The following is a 23,625-nucleotide window of genomic DNA, read 5'->3' on the forward strand; positions in this document are numbered from 1 at the left end:
GGCTCCGCCGCGCGGGCGCGACCAGCCACACACAGCCCGCACCCGACGAAAAAGCGGGGTCTGGGGCGAAGCCCCGTTCGAGGGGGCCCGGGGCGAAACCCCGGGAAACCCCACAGCTGGCCCAGGGCGCAACTCAGCCCGCGCTACCGCCCGGACCGCGCCGCCCGGGCAATGGTGACGACGGCCTTCTCAAGGGCGTACTCAGGGTCATCCCCCCCACCCTTGACCCCCGCATCCGCCTCAGCCACGGCCCGCAGGGCCAAAGAGACCCCCTCCGGCGTCCACCCCCGCATCTGCTGCCGCACCCGGTCGATCTTCCACGGAGGCATGCCCAACTCGCGCGCGAGATCCGCCGGCCGGCCCCCCCGCGCGGAGGACAGCTTCCCGATCGCCCGCACCCCCTGCGCGAGCGCACTGGTGATCATGACGGGGGCGACCCCGGTGGACAGCGACCACCGCAGCGCTTCGAGCGCTTCCGCGGCCCGCCCCTCCACCGCCCGGTCGGCGACGGTGAAGCTGGAGGCCTCGGCCCGCCCGGTGTAGTACCGGCCGACGACCGCCTCGTCGATCGTCCCCTCCACGTCCGCGCAGAGCTGCGACACCGCGGAGGCCAGCTCGCGCAGATCGCTGCCGATGGAGTCGACCAGCGCCTGGCATGCCTCGGGCGTGGCCGAACGCCCCAGCGCCCGGAATTCCTGCCGTACGAACGTCAGCCGCTCGGCCGGCTTCGTGGTCTTGGGGCACGCGACCTCCCGCGCCCCCGCCTTACGGGCCGCATCCAGCAGCCCCTTGCCCTTGGCGCCGCCCGCGTGGAGGAGCACCAGGGTGATCTCTTCGGCGGGCGCGTCGAGGTACGCCTTCACGTCCTTGACGGTGTCCGCCGACAGGTCCTGCGCGTTGCGCACGACCACGACCTTCCGCTCGGCGAAGAGCGACGGGCTGGTCAGCTCGGCCAGGGTGCCGGGCTGCAACTGGTCGGAGGTCAGGTCACGCACATCGGTGTCGGAGTCGGCGGCCCGGGCGGCCGCCACCACCTGCTGCACGGCGCGGTCGAGCAGCAGGTCCTCTTGGCCCACGGCGAGCGTGACGGGGGCGAGCGGATCGTCGGTGGAATTCTTCCTGGTGGCCATCGCCTTCCAGCATCCCACGGGCCACTGACAGTCCCGGCCCGCTCCCCGGCCCGCTCCCTTCCCCGCCGCCCCCATATCGGAGAATGGCCAGGTGAACGATGTGACCCGACACGTACTGGTGCTCCCGGACCGCGACGCCGCCGAGGACGTTGCCACCGAGCTGACCGACCTCTTCGGCCTCCCCGAGGAACCCCAGCTCGTCCGCGACGCCCTGGCCGGCGAGGACGACGCCGAGGACGCCCAGTGGCTCGTCGTCGTGGAGGACCCCAGCGCCCGCCTGGACCCCAAGGCCCTGGACACCCTGGCCGCCGAACACGACGGCTGGCTCGAATCCCCCTGACCCGCCCGGCGATTGAGCCCCGTGCCCTCTGGTACGGGGCCAGCCGTCCGTGCCCGACCGTAGATCAGTCGGTACGAGATCGATCGGTACGCGGTCAGTCGCCGCGCGGCCGACCCGTACGCGGTCAGCCCGTCTTCGGCACGATCTGAATGTCGAGGTCGATCGAGATCGAGGACCCGATCGCCGCGATGCCCCGCGCCAGCATGGTCTGCCAGGTGAGCGTGAAGTCCTCGCGGTGCAGTTCGGTGCTGGCCCGACAGGCGCCCCGGGTCTCGCCGCCGAGCCCGGTGCCGAGCCCCAGGTACTGCGTGTCGAGCGTCACCGTACGGCTCACGCCGTGCAGCGTGAGCCCGCCGATGATCGCCCACCGGCCGCCGCCCCGGTGCACGAACCGGTCGCTGTAGAACTCCATCGTCGGGTAGCTCCCGACGTCCAGGAAGTCGCCCGACCGCAGGTGGTCGTCCCGCATCTTGACGCCCGTGTCTATGGAGGCGGTGTCGATGATGACGTGCATGGCGGACCCTTCCATGCGCTCCCCGATCCGGATGGCCCCGGCGAAGGTGTTGAACCTGCCGTGGATCCGGGCCAGGCCGATGTGGCTCGCGGTGAAGCCGATCTGAGAGTGCGTCGGGTCGAGCTCCCACTCGCCCGGGTCGGGCAGCGAAGGAGGGGCCGCGACCTGGAGCGTGACGTCGCCGAGCGCGGCGAGCCCGCCGGCGGCGACGGTCGCGTTGCCGTGGAAGGGGGTATATCCCTCGGCCGTGACGGCCAGCCGGTACTCACCCGCCAAAACCGTCGTGACCACCGTCCCGAACGGGTCGGTCTCCCCGCCCACGACCCGGCGGCCCGACGCGTCGCTGACCACGAACTCGGCCCGCTGCACCGGCTCACTGACCGGATCGAGGACCCGACAACTGAGCACGCCCGCGGTCGACGGGACGGACAGGCCGGCCAGCGGCCCGGTACGAAGCGGAGAACTGGTCGAGCTCTTGCCGAACCAGCGGCTGAACACTGTGCACGCACCCCCGTGCGAAGAAGTATCTGCCGGGCCGCGCAGGGGGCAGACATCCTCGTCCGTCCTCGCCACAGCAGGACTGCGGCCCCTTGACGAAGACGCATTCGATCACTGTTGTGCCGTTCGAGGCAAACGCGGTGCCTGGGCACTGTTGAGGCACCTGTCACCAGAGGCCCGAATTGGCCATTCCGGTTCACCGGGCCGAGCGGGCCGCGTTCCGCCCCCTCCGCACCCCGCTCTCCCCCGCCGGACCTAGGTCCGGCGCCCGAGGCGTTCGGGCCCCAACCCCCGCTAGCGTAACGGGACATGACGACACGCGAGCCGGCGCGCAGCCGCGAACAGCGCAAGCAGGACGTCCTGACCCGCCTCGAAAAGGACGAGGACGCCTGGGTCGCGACCGCTTCCGCCTCCGGTGAACCCCACCTCATGCCTCTCTCCTTCGTCTGGGAGGACGGGACCCTGCTGATGTGCACCCGCATGACCAACCCCACGTTGCGCAACCTCCGGTCCGGCGACCGCCCGGTCCAGGTCACGCTCGGCCACACCCGGGACGTCGTGCACATCACCGGCACCGCCATCGTGATCCCCACCGCCGAACTCCCCACGGCCTCGGGCGACGCCTTCGCGGCCAAAACCATCTGGGACCCCCGCACCAGCGGCCCTTCGTACACCTACTTCCGTGTCGTCCCCCGGCGCATCCAGGCCTGGCGCGAGGTCAACGAAATCCCTGACCGCGACCTGATGCACGAGGGAGCCTGGCTCGTCTGACACCGCGAGACCGCAGGTCGCCCGGCGCCTCACCCCCTCACGAGCCGTGTCACGGGTCGCGGCCCCGAGGAACGGCCCGCAGTCCCTCCCCCACACCCGTGACCGCGATCGCCCCGTCCGTGTCCGTGCGCAGCACGGCCGCGCCCCATGCACGCAGTACGGCGACAGTGCCGGGCGCGGGGTGGCCGTACCGGTTGCCCCGGCCGACCGAGATCAGCGCCAGTCTCGGGCGTACGGCTCCGAGCAGCGCGGGGTCCTGGTGTGCCGAGCCGTGGTGGGGAACCTTGAGGACGTCCACCCGCGCCAGCCCTGGGTTCCGCCTCAACAGACCGCGCTGTGACGGGGGTTCGAGATCCCCGGGCAGCAGCAGCGTCAGCCCGGCGGCGGTGCGGACGAGCAGGGTGACACTGGCGTCGTTCGGCCCGTCCGGCACCGGTCCGGGCGCGGGCGGTGGCCACAGCACCTCCCACGAAAGGCCGCCCAGTGCCCGTCGTTCCCCGTACGCGGCCCGCACCACCGGCACCTCGTCCGCGGCGGCGGTGCGCCGCACGAACGCCGCCTGATCCGGCGGCTCCGCGAACCCCGTCGTCTCGATCAGCCCGACGGACCGCCCCCGCAACACCCCTGCCAGGCCGCCCACATGATCGGCGTGAAAGTGGGTGAGCAGGAGCAGCGGAATACGGCTCACCCCGAGCTCGTGCAGACAGCGGTCGACCGGCAGGGCCTCGGGCCCGGTGTCGATCACCACCGCCGTCCCCGCCCCGGCGGCCAGCACCGTGGCATCGCCCTGCCCCACATCGCACATGGCGTACGACCAGTCCGGCGGCGGCCAGCCGGTGACGATCCTGGTCAGCGGGGCGGGCCGCACCACGGCGAGCAACAGCACGAGCGCGATCACCGCGGCAGCCCAGGGGTATCGGGGCAGCCGCCGAGCCACGAGCACCGCCACCGCGGTGGCGACGGCGAGCAGCGCTCCCCCGCGCCAGCCGCCCGGCCACCCCGACTCCGCCCCGGGCAGGGCCGCTCCGTTGCGAGCCACCGACGCGATCCAGCCCGTAGGCCAACTCGCGCACCAGGCAAGGAACTTGGCGACCGGCATCGCGATCGGCGCGACGGCCAGTGCTGCGAAGCCCGCGACCGTCGCCAGCGCCACCGCCGGCTCGGCCAGCAGATTGCAGGGCACCGCGACCAGGCTGACCCGCGCCGCGAACACGGCCACCACCGGAGCGCACACCGCCTGGGCCGCGCCCGCCGCCGCCAGCAGCTCGGCGAGCCGCGGCGGCACCCCACGCCGTCGCAGTGCCGCGCCCCATCCCGGCGCGATGGTGAGCAGCGCCCCGGTCGCGAGCACCGACAGCAGAAACCCGTAACTCCGGGCCAGTTCCGGCGCGTACAGCACCAGGAGCAGGACGGCGGCTGCCAGTGCTGGGATCAGCGATCTGCGTCGGCCCGTCCCGATCGCCAGCAGCGTGACCAGGCCGCAGGCGGCGGCCCGCAGCACGCTCGGCTCCGGCCGGCACACCACGACGAAGGCCAGCGTGAGCGCCCCGCCCAGCAGCGCGGTCGCCCGCAGGGAGATCCCGAGCCGTGGCGCGAGGCCGCCCCGCTCGGCCAGCAGGGCCTTCCCCGGCGATCCGATCAACAGGGCGAGCAGGATCGCGAAGTTGCTTCCGGATACCGCCATGACATGCATGAGATCGGTCGACTCGAAGGCGGCGCGCAGCTCGGGCGTGACCCGGGACGTGTCGCCGACAACCAGGCCGGGCAGCAGCGCCCGCGCATCCGGCGCGAGCCCTTCGGCCGCCTCACGGAGCCCGTCCCGCAGCCCACCGGCCAGGCGCTGCACAACAGTTGGCGGCCCGGTGATGCGGGGCGGCCCATGGGGAGCCTTGAGCAGGGCGGCGATTTTCCCGTCACCGGGCGCGAGCCGCGCGGTCACCCGCACCCGGGTGGACGGCAGCAGCCCCTGCCAGCTCGCGGGCGCGATCACAAGGACCGGCGTCTGGACCCGCTCGGCTCTGCCACCCGGCCCGAAAACCCGCTCCACCTCGGCATCCACCGCGACCGAGGCGCCGCCCCACCCCGCGGACCTGGTCGGACGCGGGTCGGTGCGGACCACCAACTCCACGGCGGCCTGCCCGAACTCCCGCGCAAGCCCCGGCAGCGGCCCCCTCCGCACCTCGGCGGCGTGCAGCCCCCCGGCCACGATCCCGGCCGCCGCACAGACCAACACCCCCGCGACGGCACCCCGATACCTCCAGACCCCACCACCCCCCACTGCCTCATCGCGCTTCCCCTCGACACCGTCATGACGGCCGCCCTCCTCGCGGCCCCGCTCGCGACGTCCACGTAACCCCGCGCCCGAGATCCATCCCGGCAGAGCCCGCCGAACGACCGGCGCCACCAGCATCCCCGCCACTGCGAGACACACCACTACACCCCAACTCACCCTGTCTGCTGGCGAGTTGACTGCCACGGCCGCGCCGCCCCACGCCCCCAGCGCCGGGCCGATCAGGCGGAGGTCCGCCGGTCCTTCCCGGTGCGGGTTGGCCGCCCCCAGCCGGTGGCCCGACTCGGCGTGGATCTCCAGGCGGTTCACAGCCGCACCAGGGGTTGCAGATCGTTGAACCTGCGCTCGCCGATCCCATTGACCTCTCGCAGTTCATCGACCGAGCGGAAGCCACCGTGCTGGGCTCGATAGTCCACGATGTGCTGCGCGAGCACCGGACCGACGCCGGGCAGCCCGTCCAACTGCTCCGCCGAAGCGGAGTTGAGACTGACCGGCCCGCTCGATCCGCCGCCGGTGCCACCGCCCGTGCCGGTGCCAGTACCGGCGCCCGTTCCGCCCGGCACTCCGGCCAGCACCTGCTCACCGTCCGTGAGGAGTCGCGCCCGGTTGAGGCCGGTCAGATCGGCACCTTCGCGCACCCCGCCCGCCGCGGTCAGCGCATCGGCAACCCGCGATCCGGTGGGCAGCCGGTAGATCCCCGGTCGCCGCACCTTCCCGCCGACGTCCACCACGAGCACTCCGGCCGGCGACGGCACCGCGTTGGCCACCGGCCGGGGCGTCGCCTCGGCGCTCGTGCCACGTCCCGGTCCGCCGCCGCCCTTCGCCGCGGGCAGCGTCGGCGCCGGCCCGTCGACCAGGTCGGGGGCGCGTACGGACTGCGGGCGTCCGGCCCAGAAGTGGTGCACGGCGAACCCCGCCGCGACCACCAGGACCACACAGAGCGCGGCCAGGCTGCGCGGTGCGAGACCGAACCTCAACTGGGCCCACACCGGCAGCCGTTCCCGCACCGCCACCCGGCCCCGCTCCCATGCACCGGGACCAGCACGGCCGACCTGCGGAGCCGGGTCGACCCGCGGAGCCCGATCGATCGGTGCTGGAGGGTCGATCGGTGCTGCGGGAGCGACCAGCACGGCAGGATCGATCGGTGCTGCAGGAATGCCGCGCGCGGCCGGGACAGCCGGTGCGGCGGGAGCCGCCGGTGCGACGCGAGCCGCCCGTGCGACGCGAGCCGCCCGTGCGACGCGAGCCGCCCGTGCGACGCGAGCCGCCCGTGCGACGCGAGAGCCTGGTGTGGCAAGACCTCCCTCCCGCCGGGCCGCCCGCCTCCGGACCACCTGCTCGGGTGCGGGCGGAGGCACCAGCGTCGACTCCCCGAGGATGCGCGCGGTCGGGGCAGCAGGATCGTGCGGCGGGGCCGCCGTACCCGGCGGCGGTGGGAGGAACAGCGCGTCCGCGCGCGTGCGTGCGGTCAGGGCAGAGACGTCGGCCTGGGCGGCGCGGCTGCGGCGGCCCGGGCGGGCCCGGCCGTCGGAGCCGGGTGCCCGGCCCGGTCCGCTCGTAGCGGTGCGTGGTGATCGGAGTGCCATGTCACGAGACGTTAGGCACCCGAGCGCGAGCCCGCTGAGCAGGCCCAATTCCGGTGGACAGCAGGCGAGTTGTGGATAACTCGGCCACCCGTACGAGTGAGTGCGGTCGGGCCAAGGCGTTCAGCAGGCGGGCCACAGCACGCGGACGCCTCTCGGCGCGGCCCCGCACCGGGAGCCGTCGAGACGGGCCTGTTTCGGGGCTTTCCCCGGCCGGGCGGCCCCGAACCGCCGGCCGCCACCCCGCCTCAGCGCGGCGAAACGATCGCCCCCAGCAGCCCCGGCCCCGTGTGCGCGCCGATCACCGCTCCGACCTCGCTCGTGTACAGGTCGACCAGGCCCGGCACCCGCGACCGCAGCCGGTCGGCGAGAGCGGCGGCGCGTTCCGGTGCCGCGAGATGGTGCACCGCGATGTCGACCGGGCTGCTTCCGGCCCGGTCGACCACGATCTCCTCCAGCCGGGCGATGGCCTTCGAGGCGGTGCGTACCTTCTCCAGCATGTCGATCCGGCCGCCGTCGAGCTGAAGCAGCGGCTTGACCGCCAGGGCCGAGCCGAGCAGCGCCTGAGCGGCCCCGATGCGGCCGCCGCGACGCAGATAGTCCAGGGTGTCGACGTAGAAGAAGGCGGAGGTCTCACCGGCACGCTTCTCGGCGGCCGCCACCGCCTCGTCCAGGGTGCCGCCCGCGTCCGCGACCTGGGCCGCGGCCAGCGCGCAGAAGCCGAGCGCCATCGCGACCATCCCGGTGTCGACCACCCGAACCGGCACCGGGGCATCCTTGGCGGCGAGCACCGCGGCGTCGTAGGTGCCGGAGAACTCGGCCGACAGATGCAGCGAGACGATCCCGGTCGCCCCCGCTTCGGCGACCTTGCGGTAAGTGGCCGCGAATACCTCGGGGCTGGGCCGGGAAGTGGTGACGGGGCGTCGTTTCTGCAGGGCGAGCGCCAGCGAGCGGGCCGAGATCTCGGTGCCCTCCTCCAGCGCCTGGTCCCCCAGGACGACGGTCAGCGGCACTGCGGTGATGCTGTGCCGCTCCATCGTCTGCGGCGGCAGATAGGCCGTTGAATCGGTGACGATCGCGACATGGCGGGACATGAGCGGGAGGTTACCCGCCAAGACCGCCGGACGGCAGTCCGGCCCTGGTGGAATGATCAGTTCGGGTCAGCGTCGGGCGTCCCGTCCAGCGTCTTGACCTGGTGTTCGCCGGCTCAGCTCGTGGTTTTGGGGTGCGGCGCCTTCTGCCAGGGGTACGTCACCGGCGGCTCGGCGGCGCCTATCGCCTGAGGCGCCTGGGCCGGCGGCTCGGGCCGCTTCCCCGCGCCCCGCCCGGGCGTCGGCGAGGGCGTCGGCTTGCTCTGCGCGGGCGCGGGGTTGTCCGAAAGGTCGCCCCAGGAAGCGGACTCGCCCGTCGTCGGCCCCTTGGTCGACCAGTCCCGCAGCGCCCCCGACTCCATCTCGATCTGCTCGCTGAGCGAGGCCAGGTCGTCGTCGGCGAACTGCCGGGCCCGGTCCCGCGCGGCCCAGCGCAGCGAGTCCGCGGAGTGCGTGATCCGCTCGGTGCGCTCGCGGAGCTCGGGCATCCGGGCCGCTGTGTTGCGCTTGTCCGGATCCCGCTCCAGGCGCCTGAGCTCGTCGTCCAGTTCGCGGCCGTGCCCGCTGAGCCGCTCGAACAGAGCGAGGGACTCCTTGAGGGACTCGTCCTCGGCAAGGCGGGCGTGCAGCGCGTCCTGCGTGGCTCGCATCGACGTACGCAGCGAAAGCCGCAGTTGGGCGAGTTGGCCCGCGACGCCCGGCTGGCCCACGCTCTTCGCCCGCAACGTGGTGTCCTCGACGGTCCTGCGGGCCTGCGTGACCGTACGCTCCACTCCGCGCTTGGCGGCGCCGACCACCTTGACCGTCACGTACACGCCGAGCACCACGAAGGCGACGAACAGCAGCGCCAGGATCAGGATCGCGGCTTCCATGAACGTCCCCTCGGTCGGTCGGCATCGTCCCCTCCACCGTAAACGGAACGGGCAGGCCGTGGGTTCCCGCGGAACCCCCAACCTGCCCGTAGGGGAAAGCCCCCAGTACCGTTTCGGCCCTTACGCGGGGACGATGTTCACCAGCTTCGGCGCGCGCACGATGACCTTGCGGATGCCCGCGCCGGCCAGCGCCGCGACGACGGCCTCGTCCGCAAGCGCCAGCTCCTCCAACTCGTCGTCGGAGATCGTCGGCGGCACCTCCAGGCGCGCCTTGACCTTGCCCTTGATCTGGACGACGCAGGTCACGGCCTCGTCCACGACGTACGCCGGGTCGGCGACCGGGAAGTCGCGGTGCACCACGGAGTCGGTGTGGCCCAGCTTGCGCCACAACTCCTCGGCGATGTGCGGGGCCAGCGGGGCGATCAGCAGCACCAACCGTTCGGCGACCGGCCGCGGCAGCGGGCCGCCCGCCTTCGTCAGGTGGTTGTTCAGCTCGGTGATCTTGGCGATGGCGGTGTTGAAGCGCAGCCCCGCCAGGTCGCCGCCGGCGCCGTCGATCGCCTTGTGCAGGGCGCGCAGCGTCGCCTCGTCGGGCTCGGCGTCGGTGACGGTGACCTCGCCGGTCGTCTCGTCGACGATGTTGCGCCACAGGCGCTGCAGCAACCGGTACTGGCCGACCACCGCGCGGGTGTCCCAGGGCCGCGAGACGTCCAGCGGACCCATCGCCATCTCGTACAGGCGCAGGGTGTCGGCGCCGTACTCGGTGCAGATCTCGTCCGGAGTGACCGCGTTCTTCAGGGACTTGCCCATCTTGCCCAGCTCGCGCTTGACGGGCTCGCCCTCGAAGAAGAACTTGCCGTCGCGTTCCTCGACCTCGGCGGCCGGGACGGGGAAGCCGCGGCTGTCCCGGTAGACGTAGGCCTGGATCATGCCCTGGTTGTACAGCTTGTGGAACGGCTCGGCCGACGAGATGTGGCCCAGGTCGAACAGCACCTTGGACCAGAAGCGCGCGTACAGCAGGTGCAGCACCGCGTGCTCGGCGCCGCCGACGTACAGGTCGACGCCACCGGTCGGCTGGCCCTCGCGCGGGCCCATCCAGTACTGCTCGATGGCCGGGTCGACCAGCTTCTCACTGTTGTGCGGGTCCAGGTAGCGCAGCTCGTACCAGCAGGAACCGGCCCAGTTGGGCATGGTGTTGGTCTCGCGGCGGTACTTCTTCACGCCGTCACCCAGGTCCAGCTCGACGTTGACCCAGTCCTCGTTGCGGGACAGCGGGGTCTCCGGCGAGGTGTCGGCGTCGTCCGGGTCGAAGGTGCGCGGCGAGTAGTCGTCGACCTCCGGCAGCTCCAGGGGCAGCATCGACTCGGGCAGCGGGTGGGCGACGCCGTCCTCGTCGTAGACGATCGGGAAGGGCTCGCCCCAGTAGCGCTGGCGGCTGAACAGCCAGTCGCGCAGCCGGAAGTTGACGGTACCCTCGCCGATGCCTCGCTCGGTCAGCCAGTCGGTCATCTTCGCCTTGGCCTCGACGACGCCCAGGCCGTCCACCGAGATCTCGTCGTTGGCGGAGTTGACCAGCTTGGCCTCGTAGGAGGCGAACGCGTCGTCCCACGTCGAGGCGTCGGTGCCGCGGTCGTCGGAGGGCTGCACGACGCAGCGCATGGGCAGCTCGAAGGCACGCGCGAAGGCGAAGTCACGGGTGTCGTGCGCCGGTACGGCCATGATCGCGCCGGTGCCGTAGCCCATCAGCACGTAGTCGGCGATGAAGACGGGAACTTTTTCGCCGCTGACGGGATTGATGGCGAACGCGCCGGTGAAGACGCCGGTCTTCTCCTTGGCGTCGGCCTGGCGCTCCACGTCCGACTTGGAGGCGGCGAACGCGCGGTACTTGGCGACGGCCTCGGCCGGGCTCGCGTGCCCGCCGGTCCACACGTCGTGGGTGTCCTCGGGCCAGGCGGCCGGGACGATGGTGTCGACCAGCTCGTGCTCGGGGGCCAGCACCATGTAGGTGGCGCCGAACAGGGTGTCCTGGCGGGTCGTGAAGACGGTGATGGCGTCCGAGTCGCCGACCTTGAAGTCGACGCGGGCGCCCTCGGAGCGGCCGATCCAGTTGCGCTGCTGCAGCTTGATGGCGTCGGGCCAGTCCAGCGCGTCCAGGTCGTCGATCAGGCGGTCCGCGTAGGCGGTGATGCGCATGTTCCACTGGCGCAGCTTGGACTTGAAGACGGGGAAGTTGCCGCGCTCGGAACGGCCGTCGGCGGTGACTTCCTCGTTGGCCAGGACGGTGCCCAGGCCGGGGCACCAGTTGACGGGCGCGTCGGAGGCGTACGCCAGGCGGTACTCGCCCAGCACGTCGGAGCGCTCGGCGGCGCTCAGCGCGGCCCAGTCACGGCCGCCGGGGACCTCGCGGGTGCCGTTCTCGAACGCGGCGACCAGCTCGGCGATCGGGCGGGCCCGCTTCGCGTCGGCGTCGTACCAGGAGTTGAAGATCTGCAGGAAGATCCACTGGGTCCACTTGTAGTACTCCGGGTCGATCGTCGCGATCGACCGGCGCTTGTCGTGGCCCAGGCCCAGCCGGCGCAGCTGCCGCTTCATGTTGTCCATGGCGGCCTCGGTGGAGACCCGGGGGTGCGTGCCGGTGGCGACCGCGTGCTGCTCGGCGGGCAGGCCGAACGCGTCGAAGCCCAGCGTGTGCAGAACGTTGTGGCCGGTCATCCGCTGGTGGCGGGCGTAGACGTCGGTGGCGATGTAGCCCAGCGGGTGGCCGACGTGCAGGCCCGTGCCCGAGGGGTACGGGAACATGTCCATGATGAACTTCTTGGGCCGGGCGACGACCGCCGGATCCCCGGCCAGGTCACCGGTCGGGTTCGGCGCCGCGTAGGTGCCCTCGGCGTCCCAGAAGTCCTGCCAGCGTGCCTCGATGTCGGCGGCCATGGCTGCCGTGTAGCGGTGCGGCGCGGCCGTCTCTGCGGCGGCAGCGGTGTTCGTCTCGCTCATGTCCTCAAAGCTCCATCGATCGTCTCTGCCAGCGGTTACGAGCGTTCGTCCGTCGATCCGCCATCGAATCGCCAAACGAAAAAACCCCTCGCACAGGAGGGGGCGCCGCGCCGAGTCCGACCGGATCTCTTCATCGGTCGGGAGTGTTCAGCGCGGCTCGCTAAGCAGAAGGCGTACGGCACGCATGGCGTCAGGGTACCGCAGGCCCCGCAAGGCCCGCACGGAGCGCCCATGGGGGCGCCTCGGGCTACCCCATGGGGGTGCCGAGGGCGAGGTTACTCCGCGTACCCCCCTCTTCTGGGGCAACCGCTCAAACCCCGTACCGGCTGGTATGGGGCGACCTAGCATGCCGCCACGGGACCGCTTTGCCGAACCATTCGGAGTCGCCCCACCATGAAACCTCGCAATCCGCTCAACCCGCACCGCCCGCGCCAGAATCCGGCACGGGGCCGTCCGGCCCGCAGGGGCGGGCTTTCCGCGGCCGCACTGGGCGTCGTCGCCCTGCTCATACCGCCGTTGGCACTGCTCTCCTCGGACGGGCTGCGCGCCGCCCTGGACTTCACCGCCGGCGTCCTGTCCCTGGTCTCGCTGACCGCCTCCATCGCCTGGGGCCTGCTCGCCACCGACCGGCTGCTCCTCACTCCACGTCACCGCCTCATGGCGCAGGCCGTCCACCGAGCGACCGCCGTCGCCTCGATCGGCTTCCTCCTGCTGCACGTCACCGTCAAGATCGCGCTCGGCCATGTCGGGCTGCTCGGCGCGGTGGTTCCGTTCGGGCTCGGCATCACCGGCGCGTCCGGCCTGATCGGCTTCGGATCACTCGCCGGGATCCTGATGGTCCTCACGGCCGTCACGGGTGCGATGCGCAGCGCCTTCGCCACCCCGGGCCGCATCGCGGCACGCTGGCGCGCGGTGCACATGCTGGCCTATCCGGCCTGGTGCTTCGCCCTGGTGCACGGCCTGTACGCGGGACGCCCGCCGGCCGCCTGGGTGGTCGCGATGTACGGCCTGTCCCTGGCGGGAGTGGCGAGCGCGCTGGCCGTACGCGCGCTGCCGCGGCCGGTGAAGCGCCGGATCGCCGACCGGCTCGCCCCCTTCCGGCCGCGTCCGGAGAGCGAGCCCGCCGAACCGGCCGTACCGCCTCGGCCCTCCGTGCCGCCCTCTTATGAGGCCTATGAGACGCCGCCCTACGAGCCTTCGCACGAGACCTCTTATGAGACCTCTTATGAGACCTCTTATGAGGCGCAGCCGACGCAACCACTACGTGGTGCGCAGCCGGCGTACGACGCCCTCGAAGAGGCGCCGCGGTTCCAGGAGGCGCACGCCCTGTACGAGCCTCCGCACGAGGCGCTGCCCCGCTATCGTCCGGCCGCCGGGCAGGAGGTCCGCGGCGATGCGGGCACGGGCATCTCGGCGGCCTACCGCGCGGTCTCCCTGGCCCCGTCGGCTCCCCCGGCCGCCCGCTGGCCGGCGCCCTCGCCGCGTGCCCCCGAGCCGCTGCCCTCCCCTGCGCCGTCCTCGCCCTATCAGCCGCCGGCCGCCGGCGAGCCCTGGCACTCCCAGCCGGGCTCCGCCTCAGGAGAACGCCCGTGACGGTGCCCGCAACAGCAGGAGTACGACCATGAACACCCCCCTCCCCGATGTTCCCGAGGTCCGCGTCGTCGGCCTGCCCCATCTGACCGCGGGCTTCGATCTCGTCGAGCGCCTCGCCCTGCCGATGCACCTCAAGGTGCACGGCCCGCTGAAGCCGGTCGACGGCGAACGCCTGGCCCAACTCGCCGACGACATCGCCCTCAACGGCCGCGGCGGCGCGGGTTTCCCCTTCGGCCGCAAGCTGCGCGCGGTCGCCTCCGCCGCGATCCGGCGCGGGATACGCCCGGTCGTCGTCGTCAACGCGAGCGAGGGCGAGCCCGCCTGCCGCAAGGACACCGTCCTGGTGTGCCGGGCCCCCCATCTCGTCCTGGACGGCGCTCTGCTGGCCGCCGAGGCGCTCGGTGCCCGCACTCTGGTCGTCGCCGTGACGCGCGACTCCACGGAGGCCTCCGTGCGCGCCGCCCTCGCCGAGCGGGGCCTCGCCGACAAGCGCAGCTCCCCCCTGCGCGCCCGCGTGGTCCGCACCCCCGAGCGCATGGTGTCCGGCGAGGCCTCCGCGGTGATCCGGGCCGTGGACGGCGGCCCCGCCCTGCCGCCGGGCCGCCGCGAGCGGGCCGCCGAATCGGGCGTGGGCGGCGCCCCGACGCTGCTGTCCAACGCGGAGACGTACGCCCAGCTCGCAGTGGCCGCGCGGCTCGGCCCGCGCCGCTTCTGCAACACCGGGGAGCCGACCGAGCCCGGCACCGTGCTGCTCACGCTGTCCGGGGCGGTCGCCCGCCCGATGGTCGTCGAGGTCCCCACCGGGGTGCCACTGCGCTACGTGCTCCAGCTGGCCGGGGCGCCCTCAGCGCCCCAGGGCGTGCTGACCGGCGGCTATCACGGCAGCTGGCTGAACTCGGTGGCCGCCCATGACGCGGCCGTCTCGCGGGCCTCGCTCTCGGCGCTCGGCGGCGCCCTGGGGGCGGGTGCGATCCTGCCGATCGGCGCGGAGACCTGCGCGCTCGGCGAGGCGCTGCGGGTCGCCAACTGGCTGGCGGCCGAGACGGCCGGCCAGTGCGGCCCGTGCAGGCTGGGCCTGCCGGCCGCCGCGGGAGGGCTCGCCGATGTCCTGAACGGCGGCGGCCCGGCCGCCCTGGAGGCGCTGCGCGAGGTGACGGGGGCGGTGAAGGGCCGCGGTGCCTGCAAGCATCCGGACGGCTCGGCCCGCTTCCTGGCCTCGACGCTGGCGGCGTTCACCGACGACCTCGCGGCCCATGTGCTGGCCGGGGGCTGCGGCCGGCCGACCGTGGGCGTGCTGCCGCTGCCCTCGCCCGGCTACCAGGAGGAGGGCGTGCCGAGCGGTGAGAAGGTGCTGGTCGACTGGACGCTGTGCGAGGGCCACGGGCTCTGCGCGGACATCGTGCCGGAGCTGATCAGGCTCGGCCCCGACGGCTACCCGCTCGTCGCCGACGCCACTGTGCCGATGCACCTGCGGGGGCGCGCCCAGCGGGCCGTGCGCCGCTGCCCGGCGCTCGCGCTCCGGATCGAGCAGGCCCCGGCCGCGCTTCCCCAGATCCCCCGCAAAGCCCTGGGCAGCGGCCGGAGTTGACCGTTTCTGATCGTTACGGCGCCCTTAGAGGGGGCGCCGTAACGATCAGAGAGGGAGCACAACAAGAAGGCGGGCCATCCGAATCGGATGGCCCGCCTTCTTCACTGTGGAGCTAAGGAGAATTGAACTCCTGACCTCCTGCATGCCATGCAGGCGCTCTACCAACTGAGCTATAGCCCCTTGTTTTCCCGCCGCCCGGTTTCCCGCGGCGACATCGAGAACATTACACGGTCCCCCCGGTGCTTCACCAAATCGGTTTCCGTTCTGTACGGAGAAGGGCGATAACGTCGGTCTTCGTGACCGTGAAGGTACTCGCGCACACCGCTGCCCGCTTCCCCTCCGCCCGCCGTCCGTGCCGCTCGCCGCGGCCGTCCGCCTGGTCTCCTTCGCGGCGTTCTGGGCTGCTCAGCGAGCCGCCGGGGTTTCGATGATCGACCTGATGGTCTACCGGGCGGAGGGCCCGACCGTACGGGCCGGAGCCGACCTCTATGCGATGCGCGCGACCGAGGCCCGGCTGCCCACCACCTACTCGCCGTTCGCGGCGCCGGCGTTCACCCCGCTCACCCTGCTGGGCGTCCCGGCGCTGCGGGCCCCGGCAACCGCCGCAAGCCTGGGACTGCTGATCACCGCCGTCGTACGGATGAGGAACGGCGCCGGGAACTTTCCGCTCGGCATGACCATCAAGGCCGCCGCGGTGTTCTGCGCGGCCACGGCGACGGCCGCCGCGGCGCTCCCGCACGACTCACTGCGCTTCTGGACATCGATGGTGTTCGAGACCGGCCGGGTCGGTCATGCCGAGGACACCGCCGACCAGTCGCTGCGCGGGGTGCTGGCCCGGCTGTTCCACACCGGCGTCCCCGGCCCGTGGTGGGCGGCGGCTGCGGCCCTCACCGCGGCGCTTGGCCTGGCCGTCGCCGTATGCGCCGAACTGCTTGGGGAGCGCGCCTGGGCGGCCATGGCCTGCGCGGTCACGGCGCTGCTCGTGAGCCCCGTCTCCTGGTCGCACCACTGGGTGTGGTGCGTGCCGGTGGTGGTGCTTGCTCTCAGTTGAAGGCTCGCGCTGGGCGCTGCTCGGCACCCTCTTCTGCTCGTACGCGCTGTGGTGGGTCCCGCACGGCACGGGCCGGCCCGAACTCGCCCAGAGCGGCGGCCAGATGGCGCTCTCGGCGCTCTATCCGCCGGCCGGGACGTGCTTCCTCGTCCTGGCGACGCTCAGGCCGTGGCGAAGGAGTAGAACCGCTTGAGCGTGCAGTGCGCCTCAAGGAGGCGGCCGTAGATCGGCTCCCCTTCGAGTTCCCGATACGTCTCGATCGGGTCGCCCTTTATGATCAGCGCCCGGGCGCATTCCTCGCACCAGTACTGATAGTCGGTGTTGACCGGATCCATGTCCCTGACGATGGGCGTACCGCTGCCGCACCAGTCGCATTTCCGCCTGTGTGCACCCATGTTCAGCTCCAGCTGTGGCCGCAGGCCGTGCACACGTAGGACACCCCGCCGTTGTCGCCGAGCATCTGCGCGACGTGGGAGGAGCCACAGGAGGGACAGCTCAGGCGGGCGCCGGGTGACGCGGCTTCGGGCCCGCCGGGCGGTTCCGGGAATTCTTCGCGACTCGCGGGCATCGCGCACTCCCTCCCGTTCGGTCCGTCGTCCCCCTCCGGCCGTCCCGATTCTGCCATGTCCTCGCAAGGGGGTCAGTGCTGTCGCCGTACGAGACCGGCCACCGGGGGTGGACAACAAGAAGATCCCGCCCCCACGAGGGGACGGGATCCGATTGTGGAGCTAAGGAGAATTGAACTCCTGACCTCCTGCATGCCATGCAGGCGCTCTACCAACTGAGCTATAGCCCCGCTGTTCGCCTTGTTTCCGCTTCTTCGGCGGTCCCGCGCTGCGAACAAGAAGAACTCTAGCCTGTGACCTGCCGGAAAGTGAAATCCGGCCGTCACCGCCCCTGAGCAGCGGTTAGTCGTCGTCGCCGAGGACCGGCTCAGGCAGCGTTCCGGCGTTGTGCTCAAGCAGGCGCCAGCCGCGCGCGCCCTCACCGAGGACGGACCAGCAGCAGTTGGTGAGGCCGCCAAGGCCCTCCCAGTGGTGCGCCTCCAGGCCGAGGAGCCGGCCGATGGTGGTGCGGATGGTGCCGCCGTGGCTGACGACGACGAGGGTGCCGCCGTCGGGCAGCTTGTCGGCATGGCGCAGCACGACCGGGGCGGCCCGGTCGGCGACCTCGGTCTCCAGTTCGCCGCCGCCCCGGCGCACCGGCTCGCCGCGCTTCCACGCCGCGTACTGCTCGCCGTACTGGCCGACGATCTCCTCGTGCGTGAGCCCCTGCCAGGCGCCCGCGTACGTCTCGCGCAGGGCCGAGTCGTGCTCGACCGGCAGGCCGGTCACGGCCGCCAGCTCGGCGGCTGTGGCGGCGGCCCGCTGAAGGTCGGAGGCGACGATCGCGTCCGGCTTCAGGGCGGCCAGCAGGCGCGCGGCCCGGTGTGCCTGGCCGATGCCGGTCTCGGTCAGCTCGATGTCCGTGGAGCCCTGGAAGCGGCGCTCCAGGTTCCAGGCCGTCTGGCCGTGCCGCCACAGGACTATCCGGCGGCCCCGGCCGCCCTTGGTGGTGCCGTTCAGCTCAGCTCACCGTCCGCTTCGTCGGCGCCGGTCAGCGCGGCGTGCTCGGCGGCCTTGCCACGCGTCTTCATGGCGTCGTCCGGCAGCGGCAGCTCGGGACAGTCCTTCCACAGCCGCTCCAGGGCGTAGAAGACGCGCTCCTCGCTGTGCTGGACGTGCACGACGATGTCGACGTAGTCGAGCAGGATCCAGCGGGCGTCGCGGTCGCCCTCGCGGCGCACCGGCTTGGCGCCGAGCTCCTTGTTGAGCCGCTCCTCGATCTCGTCGACGATCGACTTGACCTGGCGGTCGTTGGGCGCGGAGGCGAGCAGGAAGGCGTCGGTGATCGACAGCACATCGCTGACGTCGTACGCGATGATGTCGTGCGCGAGCCGGTCGGCGGCCGCCTGAGCGGCGGCGGTGATGAGCTCGATGGAACGGTCCGTGGCGGTCACAAGCAGGCTTTCGTCGGCGGTCAGATCCAATCGGATCGATTTCCAGGATCTCACGGACCGCCGACAGCCCCGAAAGGATTACTCCGGGCACCTCACTGTGGCGCCTTGTAGTCCTTTCCGATGACGACCGACACGTCGGCGTTGGCGGCCGCCTTGCCCTGTTTGACCGCGCTGTCCGGCAGCCCGAGGGTCTTGGCGACCTCGACGGCCTTCGCTTTCTGCGCCCCGTCCGCGTACAGGACCTGCGAAGTGGCCTCGGTACCGGAGCTTCCGGCGTCGACGAACGCATAGCCGCCGTTGATCAGGGCGACCCGTGCGGCCTCGGCCGCCTTGGAGTTTCCGCTGGCGTTCTTGACGCCGACCCGCACCGCGGAGCCCTGGTCGGACCCGCCGCCGAGCTGACCGCCCAGGACGTCCTTGACCACGCTGTCGCCGGCCTGCTGGCTGAGCGTGCCGTCGGGCTGCACGGGCAGCACCGCCGTCTTGTACGCGCCGATCTTGGCGTGCTCGGCGAGCTTGGCGAGGGAGGCACCGAGGTCGCTCTCGGGCAGCGAGGGGTCGAGGATCTGCGCGAGCGTCTGGACGGTGACGGTGGCGGCCTTGGGGTCGTCGGAGATCTTGCGCAGCACCCCGTACATCACCGCGCCGAACCGCTGGAGCTGCTTGGTCTCGGCCTCGCCGGGGCCTCGATAGGTGGCGTAGGCGACGGCCATCTGGCCGGTGAGCGTCTGGTCGTCGCCCTTCTTCACCAGCGGGTCGCCGCCCTGCTTGGCCCCGGGAACGTCCGCATCCGTAGTGATGTCGATGTTCCCGACGAGGTCGACGAGGTTTTCCAGGTACGGGGTGTCCAGGCGCCAGGTGCCGGTGATCTTGGTGCCGAGGAGGGTGGAGAGCGAATCCCGGGTGCCCTGCGAGCCGTCCGCGTCCACCGACTTGCCCAGGGTGGTGCGGCTGCCGTCGTCATTGGAGACGGCGAGCGAGTTGGGCAGCAGCACCGTAGTGCCCTGTTTGGTGGTCACGTTGTTGACGAGGAGCGCCGTGGAGGTGCCGCCCGCCTTGGTGTTGTGCAGATGCACCACGATCACGTCGCGCTTCTGCGGCCCGGCCGTGGTGGCGCCGCCGTTCTTCTTGTCCGAGGACGACGAGAGCCCGGGCAGCTTGCCGGCGAACCACAGGTAGCCGACACCGCCCACCGCCACCAGAGCCAGCGCCACGACGAGCGCCACGACGCGGTTGCGGCCGCGCCGCTTGGCCTCCTCGCGGCGTTCGCTGCGGCTTTCGGTGAACTTCAGCCAGTCGATGACGTCTTCGGAGTCCTCGTCGGGCTCCTCGATGAACGAGAACTGCTCGGTGCGGTAGTCGCGTTCGCCGCCGTCGCCGTGCTCGTCCCGCCGCTGCTGGGGCAGCACGGGCGCGCCCTGCGCCTCCCGTGTCGGCTCCTGCGCGGGAGGCGCCTGGACGGGCGGCCGCTGCGCGGTGCCGTAGTCGCGCCCGTAGCTCTGCTGCGGAAACTGCGCGGGCTGCTGCTGGGGGAACTGCTGGGTCTGCTGCGGCTGTTGCTGCGCGTACGGGTCGTACGTCGACTGCTGCGGAACGTACGTCTGGTCGTAGCCGTACCCCTGCTGTTGCTGCTGGGGGTCTTGGGGCTGCGCATAGGGGTCGTACGCCTGCTGCTGCGGCTGGACCTGCTGGTACACCGGCCGGCCGTACTCGTCGTACCCGACCAATTGCACCTGGGGTGCGTACGGGTCGTACTGGCGGTCGTTCACCGGTGGCCTTCTCTCACTCGCCGACGTACAGGCGGTACAGCTGGACTCACTCGCCGCGATACAGCTGGCGCTTGTCGATGTAGCGGACCACACCGTCGGGAACCAGATACCAGACGGGGTCGCCCTGCGCGACTCTCGCCCGGCAATCGGTCGAGGAGATCGCCAGCGCGGGCACCTCCACCAGGGAGACCCCGCCCTCGGGCAGCCCGTCGTCCGTCAGCACGTGGCCGGGCCGGGTCACGCCGATGAAGTGGGCCAGCGAGAACAGCTCCTCGGCGTCCCGCCAGGTGAGGATCTGACCGAGCGCGTCGGCGCCGGTGATGAAGAAGAGGTCCGCGTCGCTGTTGCGGTCGCGCAGATCCCGCAGCGTGTCGATGGTGTACGTCGCCCCGCCGCGGTCGATGTCGATGCGGCTGACCGAGAACTGCGGGTTGGACGCGGTGGCGATGACCGTCATCAGATAGCGGTCCTCGGCCGGGGAGACCAGCTTGTGGCTCTTCTGCCACGGCTGCCCGGTCGGTACGAAGACGACCTCGTCCAGATGGAACTGCGAGGCCACCTCACTGGCGGCCACGAGGTGTCCGTGATGGATCGGGTCAAACGTTCCGCCCATCACGCCGATGCGTCGCTTCACCGGACCGGTAGGCACTTCCTGCTCTCCCATGCGTGCAGAGCCTACTGGCCCGGCTTTCGGCCCCGACTCAGCGGTCGCGGTTGAAGCGGGTGGTGATCCAGAGCAGGAGGAGCAGGGCGAACAGCGCGCCGCCGCCCGTCATCCAGGGCTGCAGGCTTTCGTGGTTGCCACCGTGCTCGGCGCCTTCGGCGAGCGTGACCAGGTTGGCGGCGGTGCTGTGGAGGCTCATCTTCGGCAGGACCTATCCGGGAGTCGGGGCGGAGACTTCGCCCACATCGTATGCGGGCGGTCCGGGCACGCTCACGCCGACTCAGTCGTTCTTGTTGTCGTCGCCATCGTTCGAGCGGTATCCGCGCAGCAGGAACCAGGCCAGCAGGCCAGCTCCGACCATGGAGCCGAGCAGCAGGATCCGCAGCAGCGCGCCCGGCCCCTGGCCGGAAGCGGCAGCGAGAGCAGTGACGACGTCCGGCATGGCAGGTCTCCTCGAAGTTATCCACAGGCCCCCGGGCCACGGTATCCCCACCGCCTAATGTGGATGTCGTCAGGGGGGACGGGCCGACGACTCGAACGACAGGGGGCACCCATGACCGAGGACATCAACGACAACGTGCCGAGCAGGCAGCGGCGCAGGTTCCCCGGGATCTCCTCCCGGGCCTACGAACACCCCGCGGACCGCTCGGCGCTGGTCGCGCTGCGCAAGCTCACCGGCTTCGACACCGTCTTCAAGGCGCTGAGCGGGCTGCTGCCCGAGCGCAGCCTCAGACTGCTCTTCCTGTCGGACTCCGTGCGGGTGAGCGACGCCCAGTTCGCGCACCTCAACGCCATGCTGCGGGACGCCTGTTACATCCTGGACCTGGAGAAGGTCCCCCCGATGTACGTCACGCAGAACCCGCAGCCCAACGCGATGTGCATCGGTCTCGACGAGCCGATCATCGTGGTGACGACGGGCCTGGTGGAGCTGCTCGACGAGGAGGAGATGCGCGCGGTCGTCGGACACGAGGTGGGCCACGCCCTCTCCGGCCACTCCGTCTACCGCACGATCCTGCTCTTCCTCACCAACCTCGCCCTGAAGGTCGCCTGGATCCCGCTGGGCAACGTCGCGATCATGGCGATCGTCACGGCGCTGCGCGAATGGTTCCGCAAGTCGGAGCTGTCCGCGGACCGGGCCGGGCTGCTGGTCGGCCAGGACTTGCACGCCTCGATGCGGGGGCTGATGAAGATAGCGGGCGGCAACCACCTGCACGAGATGAACGTGGACGCGTTCCTGGAGCAGGCCGAGGAGTACGAGGCCGGGGGCGACCTGCGCGACTCCGTGCTGAAGATCCTCAACGTGCTGCCCCGCTCGCACCCGTTCACCACAGTGCGTGCCGCCGAGCTGAAGAAGTGGTCGGAGACCCGCGACTACCAGCGGATCATGGACGGTCACTACCCGCGCCGCGACGAGGACAAGGACACCTCGGTGACCGACTCCTTGCGGGAGTCCGCGGCCTCCTACGCCGACGCGGTCAAGAGCAGCAAGGACCCGCTGATGAAGCTGGTCGGCGACATCGCGGGCGGCACGGCGGACCTGGGCGGCAAGCTGCGCGACAAGTTCACGGGCACGGGCACGCGCCCCTCGGACAAGGCGGCGGGACCGGACGCGGAGCCGACCGACGGCAAGCCGGAGCAGAACGGCAACGGGGAGGGCTGAGAGGAGAAAGGCCGAGCAGGGCTGAGCCGGATCAGCCGGCTGCGGGGGACGGCTGGACGCCGGAGGCCAGGGTGCCGCAGACGGCCTCGGGGACGGGACCGATCGCGTACGGGTCGGTGCCGGCCGGGCCCTGCGCGCTCGCCCGCTCCCCCGCGAGGAGCGGCCTCAGCTGGGCCGCGACATCGGCCGAGCAGGCCTGCGGACCGGCCTCGACGGTGCTGGCCTGCAGCTCCGTACGGTTCAGCCGCAGGTCCTCGCGGTCGAGCCGGAAGTGCAGCTCGCGGCGGACGGTGAACAGCGAGGCGTCAGTGGTGTGCGGGCCGTTCCCGGCCGGGTGCAGGGCGTACACGAACACGTAGTCGGTGGCGACGTCGAGTGCGTCCGGTCCGGATTCCGAGTAGCTCATCGAGCCCTGGACCCGGATCTGCGGGTCGGCCAGGACCACCTTGGCCGGATCGAAGCGCACCAGCCAGCCGGTGGCGGAGTGCCGGCCGTCGTCGAGCGGGGTGGCCACGCTCTGGTCGAACTGGGCCATCAGATCGGGGTCGAGCAGCACCCGGATCTCATGGACCGGGCCGCCGGCCAGGACATCGGGGTCCAGGGACGACTTGACCAGGTAGTCCTTTGCGATGGACAGGGCGTTCATCACCTGCGCCTCGGAGAAGTGCGCGGTCTTGGTGGCCGAGGGCAGGTTGATCCCGGACCCGCCGATCCGGAACTGGGCGGCCGGGCTGTGCGCGAAGAGCTGCTCCGCGTCGCCGCCCGGCACCGGGCCCTGCGGGGCCAGCGGCACCACGGCCATCCGCAGCGGCTCGGGGTGGCTGGTCGGGGGCGGCTGGTACGGGTGCCGGATGCCCATGTAGATGGCGGTACTGAACGCGATGAGAAGCAGCAGCACCAACGCGACGGCGGGTTTGGAGGAAGCCCTGAAGGACCAGCTCGGACGGGACCGTACGGCCCGCGCGTGCTCGCGCATGCGCTCCTGGGCGGAGAACTCCTGAAGGCGGGCAGCACGGACGAACGATTCGTCGAAGACGACGGACCGGTACTCGTCGTCACCACCGCCGGGGAGGCCCTCCGGTGTCCCCTCGGGTGGCTCTCCACGCCCTGCCATACCTTCAGGGTAGGTCTGGTGAGGGAAAGGTAAACGCGCTGGTACACGTCAACTTCTGACCAGTTCCTGCGGGGGCGTCCAGGTGCTGCTCAGCGGGGTGGGCG

The 23,625-nt window shown here is 71.7% G+C and carries 21 protein-coding genes, 2 tRNA genes and 1 pseudogene; 6 read left to right on the forward strand and 18 right to left on the reverse strand.

All coding sequences use genetic code 11. The features are described 5' to 3' along the window. Positions 1-143: 143 nt before the first annotated feature. Positions 144-1,130: a DNA polymerase III subunit delta gene (gene holA, locus ADK54_RS15155; RefSeq protein ID WP_053726152.1), complete on the reverse strand. Its 987-nt coding sequence runs from the start codon at positions 1,128-1,130 to the stop codon at positions 144-146. Between the two features lie 91 nt (positions 1,131-1,221). On the opposite strand from holA, the gene ADK54_RS15160 reads away from it, so the two are divergent. Beyond that, positions 1,222-1,470 (forward strand): hypothetical protein, encoded by a 249-nt coding sequence (locus tag ADK54_RS15160; protein ID WP_053726153.1) that lies wholly within the window; start codon positions 1,222-1,224, stop codon positions 1,468-1,470. Between the two features lie 124 nt (positions 1,471-1,594). Here the strand turns inward: ADK54_RS15160 and ADK54_RS15165 are convergent, their stop codons facing one another. Further along, on the reverse strand, positions 1,595-2,482 hold the full coding sequence (locus tag ADK54_RS15165) for a YceI family protein (RefSeq protein ID WP_053726154.1): 888 nt from the start codon (positions 2,480-2,482) through the stop codon (positions 1,595-1,597). A gap of 309 nt (positions 2,483-2,791) precedes the next feature. Here ADK54_RS15165 and ADK54_RS15170 point away from each other — a divergent pair, with 309 nt between their 5' ends. Continuing rightward, a complete protein-coding gene (locus ADK54_RS15170) occupies positions 2,792-3,253 on the forward strand; it encodes a pyridoxamine 5'-phosphate oxidase family protein (RefSeq protein WP_053726155.1) in 462 nt (153 codons plus the stop codon). A 49-nt stretch (positions 3,254-3,302) separates the two neighbouring features. Here ADK54_RS15170 and ADK54_RS15175 read toward each other — a convergent pair whose 3' ends face one another. The 5 genes from ADK54_RS15175 to leuS form a co-directional block, all read right to left on the reverse strand. Continuing rightward, a complete protein-coding gene (locus tag ADK54_RS15175) occupies positions 3,303-5,663 on the reverse strand; it encodes a ComEC/Rec2 family competence protein (RefSeq protein ID WP_107090537.1) in 2,361 nt (786 codons plus the stop codon). Positions 5,664-5,848: 185 nt separating this feature from the next. Beyond that, positions 5,849-6,556: a helix-hairpin-helix domain-containing protein gene (locus tag ADK54_RS47505; protein WP_053726157.1), complete on the reverse strand. Its 708-nt coding sequence runs from the start codon at positions 6,554-6,556 to the stop codon at positions 5,849-5,851. A gap of 818 nt (positions 6,557-7,374) precedes the next feature. Continuing rightward, positions 7,375-8,220, reverse strand: coding sequence for a DegV family protein (locus ADK54_RS15185; protein WP_053726158.1), 846 nt, complete (start codon positions 8,218-8,220; stop codon positions 7,375-7,377). Positions 8,221-8,333: 113 nt separating this feature from the next. Then, positions 8,334-9,089 carry a hypothetical protein gene (locus tag ADK54_RS15190; RefSeq protein ID WP_053726159.1) on the reverse strand — a complete coding sequence of 252 codons (756 nt, stop codon included), beginning with the start codon at positions 9,087-9,089 and terminating at the stop codon, positions 8,334-8,336. A 120-nt stretch (positions 9,090-9,209) separates the two neighbouring features. Continuing rightward, positions 9,210-12,083, reverse strand: coding sequence for a leucine--tRNA ligase (leuS, locus tag ADK54_RS15195; protein ID WP_053726160.1), 2,874 nt, complete (start codon positions 12,081-12,083; stop codon positions 9,210-9,212). Between the two features lie 393 nt (positions 12,084-12,476). On the opposite strand from leuS, the gene ADK54_RS15200 reads away from it, so the two are divergent. Further along, positions 12,477-13,676 (forward strand): hypothetical protein, encoded by a 1,200-nt coding sequence (locus tag ADK54_RS15200; RefSeq protein WP_053726161.1) that lies wholly within the window; start codon positions 12,477-12,479, stop codon positions 13,674-13,676. Between the two features lie 28 nt (positions 13,677-13,704). After that, positions 13,705-15,264 (forward strand): NADH-quinone oxidoreductase subunit NuoF family protein, encoded by a 1,560-nt coding sequence (locus ADK54_RS15205; protein WP_053726162.1) that lies wholly within the window; start codon positions 13,705-13,707, stop codon positions 15,262-15,264. Between the two features lie 107 nt (positions 15,265-15,371). On the opposite strand, the gene ADK54_RS15210 is transcribed toward ADK54_RS15205, so the two are convergent. Beyond that, a tRNA-Ala gene (locus ADK54_RS15210) sits at positions 15,372-15,444 on the reverse strand. A gap of 172 nt (positions 15,445-15,616) precedes the next feature. Here ADK54_RS15210 and ADK54_RS15215 point away from each other — a divergent pair. Further along, a pseudogene (locus ADK54_RS15215) lies at positions 15,617-16,508 on the forward strand (glycosyltransferase 87 family protein). Here ADK54_RS15215 and ADK54_RS15220 read toward each other — a convergent pair. The 9 genes from ADK54_RS15220 to ADK54_RS46770 form a co-directional block, all read right to left on the reverse strand. Further along, a complete protein-coding gene (locus ADK54_RS15220) occupies positions 16,477-16,710 on the reverse strand; it encodes a hypothetical protein (RefSeq protein WP_053726163.1) in 234 nt (77 codons plus the stop codon). The pseudogene ADK54_RS15215 and the gene ADK54_RS15220 overlap by 32 nt on opposite strands. 2 nt (positions 16,711-16,712) lie before the next feature. Beyond that, positions 16,713-16,883, reverse strand: a complete 171-nt coding sequence (locus tag ADK54_RS46760; RefSeq protein WP_199826969.1) for a hypothetical protein — start codon at positions 16,881-16,883, stop codon at positions 16,713-16,715. Between the two features lie 155 nt (positions 16,884-17,038). Continuing rightward, a tRNA-Ala gene (locus ADK54_RS15225) sits at positions 17,039-17,111 on the reverse strand. Between the two features lie 112 nt (positions 17,112-17,223). Continuing rightward, positions 17,224-17,880 carry a histidine phosphatase family protein gene (locus ADK54_RS15230; protein WP_053726164.1) on the reverse strand — a complete coding sequence of 219 codons (657 nt, stop codon included), beginning with the start codon at positions 17,878-17,880 and terminating at the stop codon, positions 17,224-17,226. Further along, on the reverse strand, positions 17,877-18,314 hold the full coding sequence (rsfS, locus tag ADK54_RS15235) for a ribosome silencing factor (protein WP_053726174.1): 438 nt from the start codon (positions 18,312-18,314) through the stop codon (positions 17,877-17,879). Before rsfS ends, ADK54_RS15230 begins: the two co-directional genes overlap by 4 nt. 92 nt (positions 18,315-18,406) lie before the next feature. Beyond that, complete coding sequence (locus ADK54_RS15240) at positions 18,407-20,083, reverse strand: LCP family protein (protein WP_053726165.1); 1,677 nt, start codon at positions 20,081-20,083, stop codon at positions 18,407-18,409. Between the two features lie 46 nt (positions 20,084-20,129). Further along, a complete protein-coding gene (gene nadD, locus ADK54_RS15245; protein WP_053726166.1) occupies positions 20,130-20,747 on the reverse strand; it encodes a nicotinate-nucleotide adenylyltransferase in 618 nt (205 codons plus the stop codon). A 37-nt stretch (positions 20,748-20,784) separates the two neighbouring features. Beyond that, complete coding sequence (locus ADK54_RS46765; protein ID WP_199826970.1) at positions 20,785-20,946, reverse strand: hypothetical protein; 162 nt, start codon at positions 20,944-20,946, stop codon at positions 20,785-20,787. Positions 20,947-21,027: 81 nt separating this feature from the next. Continuing rightward, a complete protein-coding gene (locus tag ADK54_RS46770; RefSeq protein WP_199826971.1) occupies positions 21,028-21,189 on the reverse strand; it encodes a hypothetical protein in 162 nt (53 codons plus the stop codon). Between the two features lie 111 nt (positions 21,190-21,300). Between ADK54_RS46770 and ADK54_RS15250 the strand changes: the two genes are divergently transcribed. Next, entirely contained in the window at positions 21,301-22,407 is a 1,107-nt protein-coding gene (locus ADK54_RS15250; protein WP_053726167.1) for a M48 family metallopeptidase, read from the forward strand. A gap of 31 nt (positions 22,408-22,438) precedes the next feature. Here the strand turns inward: ADK54_RS15250 and ADK54_RS15255 are convergent, their stop codons facing one another. Next, positions 22,439-23,521 carry a hypothetical protein gene (locus ADK54_RS15255; protein WP_053726168.1) on the reverse strand — a complete coding sequence of 361 codons (1,083 nt, stop codon included), beginning with the start codon at positions 23,519-23,521 and terminating at the stop codon, positions 22,439-22,441. Positions 23,522-23,625 lie beyond the last annotated feature (104 nt).

The organism is Streptomyces sp. WM6378 (genome assembly GCF_001279695.1).
Taxonomy (GTDB): Bacteria; Actinomycetota; Actinomycetes; order Streptomycetales; family Streptomycetaceae; genus Streptomyces.

Coding starts and splice junctions, on each gene's coding strand:
- holA (WP_053726152.1), bottom strand. CDS start 1,130: ATGGCCACCAGGAAGAATTCCACCGACGATCCGCTCGCCCCCGTCACG.
- ADK54_RS15170 (WP_053726155.1), top strand. CDS start 2,792: ATGACGACACGCGAGCCGGCGCGCAGCCGCGAACAGCGCAAGCAGGAC.
- ADK54_RS15175 (WP_107090537.1), bottom strand. CDS start 5,663: ATGCTGGTGGCGCCGGTCGTTCGGCGGGCTCTGCCGGGATGGATCTCG.
- ADK54_RS15185 (WP_053726158.1), bottom strand. CDS start 8,220: ATGTCCCGCCATGTCGCGATCGTCACCGATTCAACGGCCTATCTGCCG.
- ADK54_RS15190 (WP_053726159.1), bottom strand. CDS start 9,089: ATGGAAGCCGCGATCCTGATCCTGGCGCTGCTGTTCGTCGCCTTCGTG.
- leuS (WP_053726160.1), bottom strand. CDS start 12,083: ATGAGCGAGACGAACACCGCTGCCGCCGCAGAGACGGCCGCGCCGCAC.
- ADK54_RS15200 (WP_053726161.1), top strand. CDS start 12,477: ATGAAACCTCGCAATCCGCTCAACCCGCACCGCCCGCGCCAGAATCCG.
- ADK54_RS15205 (WP_053726162.1), top strand. CDS start 13,705: ATGAACACCCCCCTCCCCGATGTTCCCGAGGTCCGCGTCGTCGGCCTG.
- ADK54_RS15220 (WP_053726163.1), bottom strand. CDS start 16,710: ATGGGTGCACACAGGCGGAAATGCGACTGGTGCGGCAGCGGTACGCCC.
- ADK54_RS46760 (WP_199826969.1), bottom strand. CDS start 16,883: ATGCCCGCGAGTCGCGAAGAATTCCCGGAACCGCCCGGCGGGCCCGAA.
- nadD (WP_053726166.1), bottom strand. CDS start 20,747: ATGGGAGAGCAGGAAGTGCCTACCGGTCCGGTGAAGCGACGCATCGGC.
- ADK54_RS46765 (WP_199826970.1), bottom strand. CDS start 20,946: ATGAGCCTCCACAGCACCGCCGCCAACCTGGTCACGCTCGCCGAAGGC.
- ADK54_RS46770 (WP_199826971.1), bottom strand. CDS start 21,189: ATGCCGGACGTCGTCACTGCTCTCGCTGCCGCTTCCGGCCAGGGGCCG.
- ADK54_RS15250 (WP_053726167.1), top strand. CDS start 21,301: ATGACCGAGGACATCAACGACAACGTGCCGAGCAGGCAGCGGCGCAGG.
- ADK54_RS15255 (WP_053726168.1), bottom strand. CDS start 23,521: ATGGCAGGGCGTGGAGAGCCACCCGAGGGGACACCGGAGGGCCTCCCC.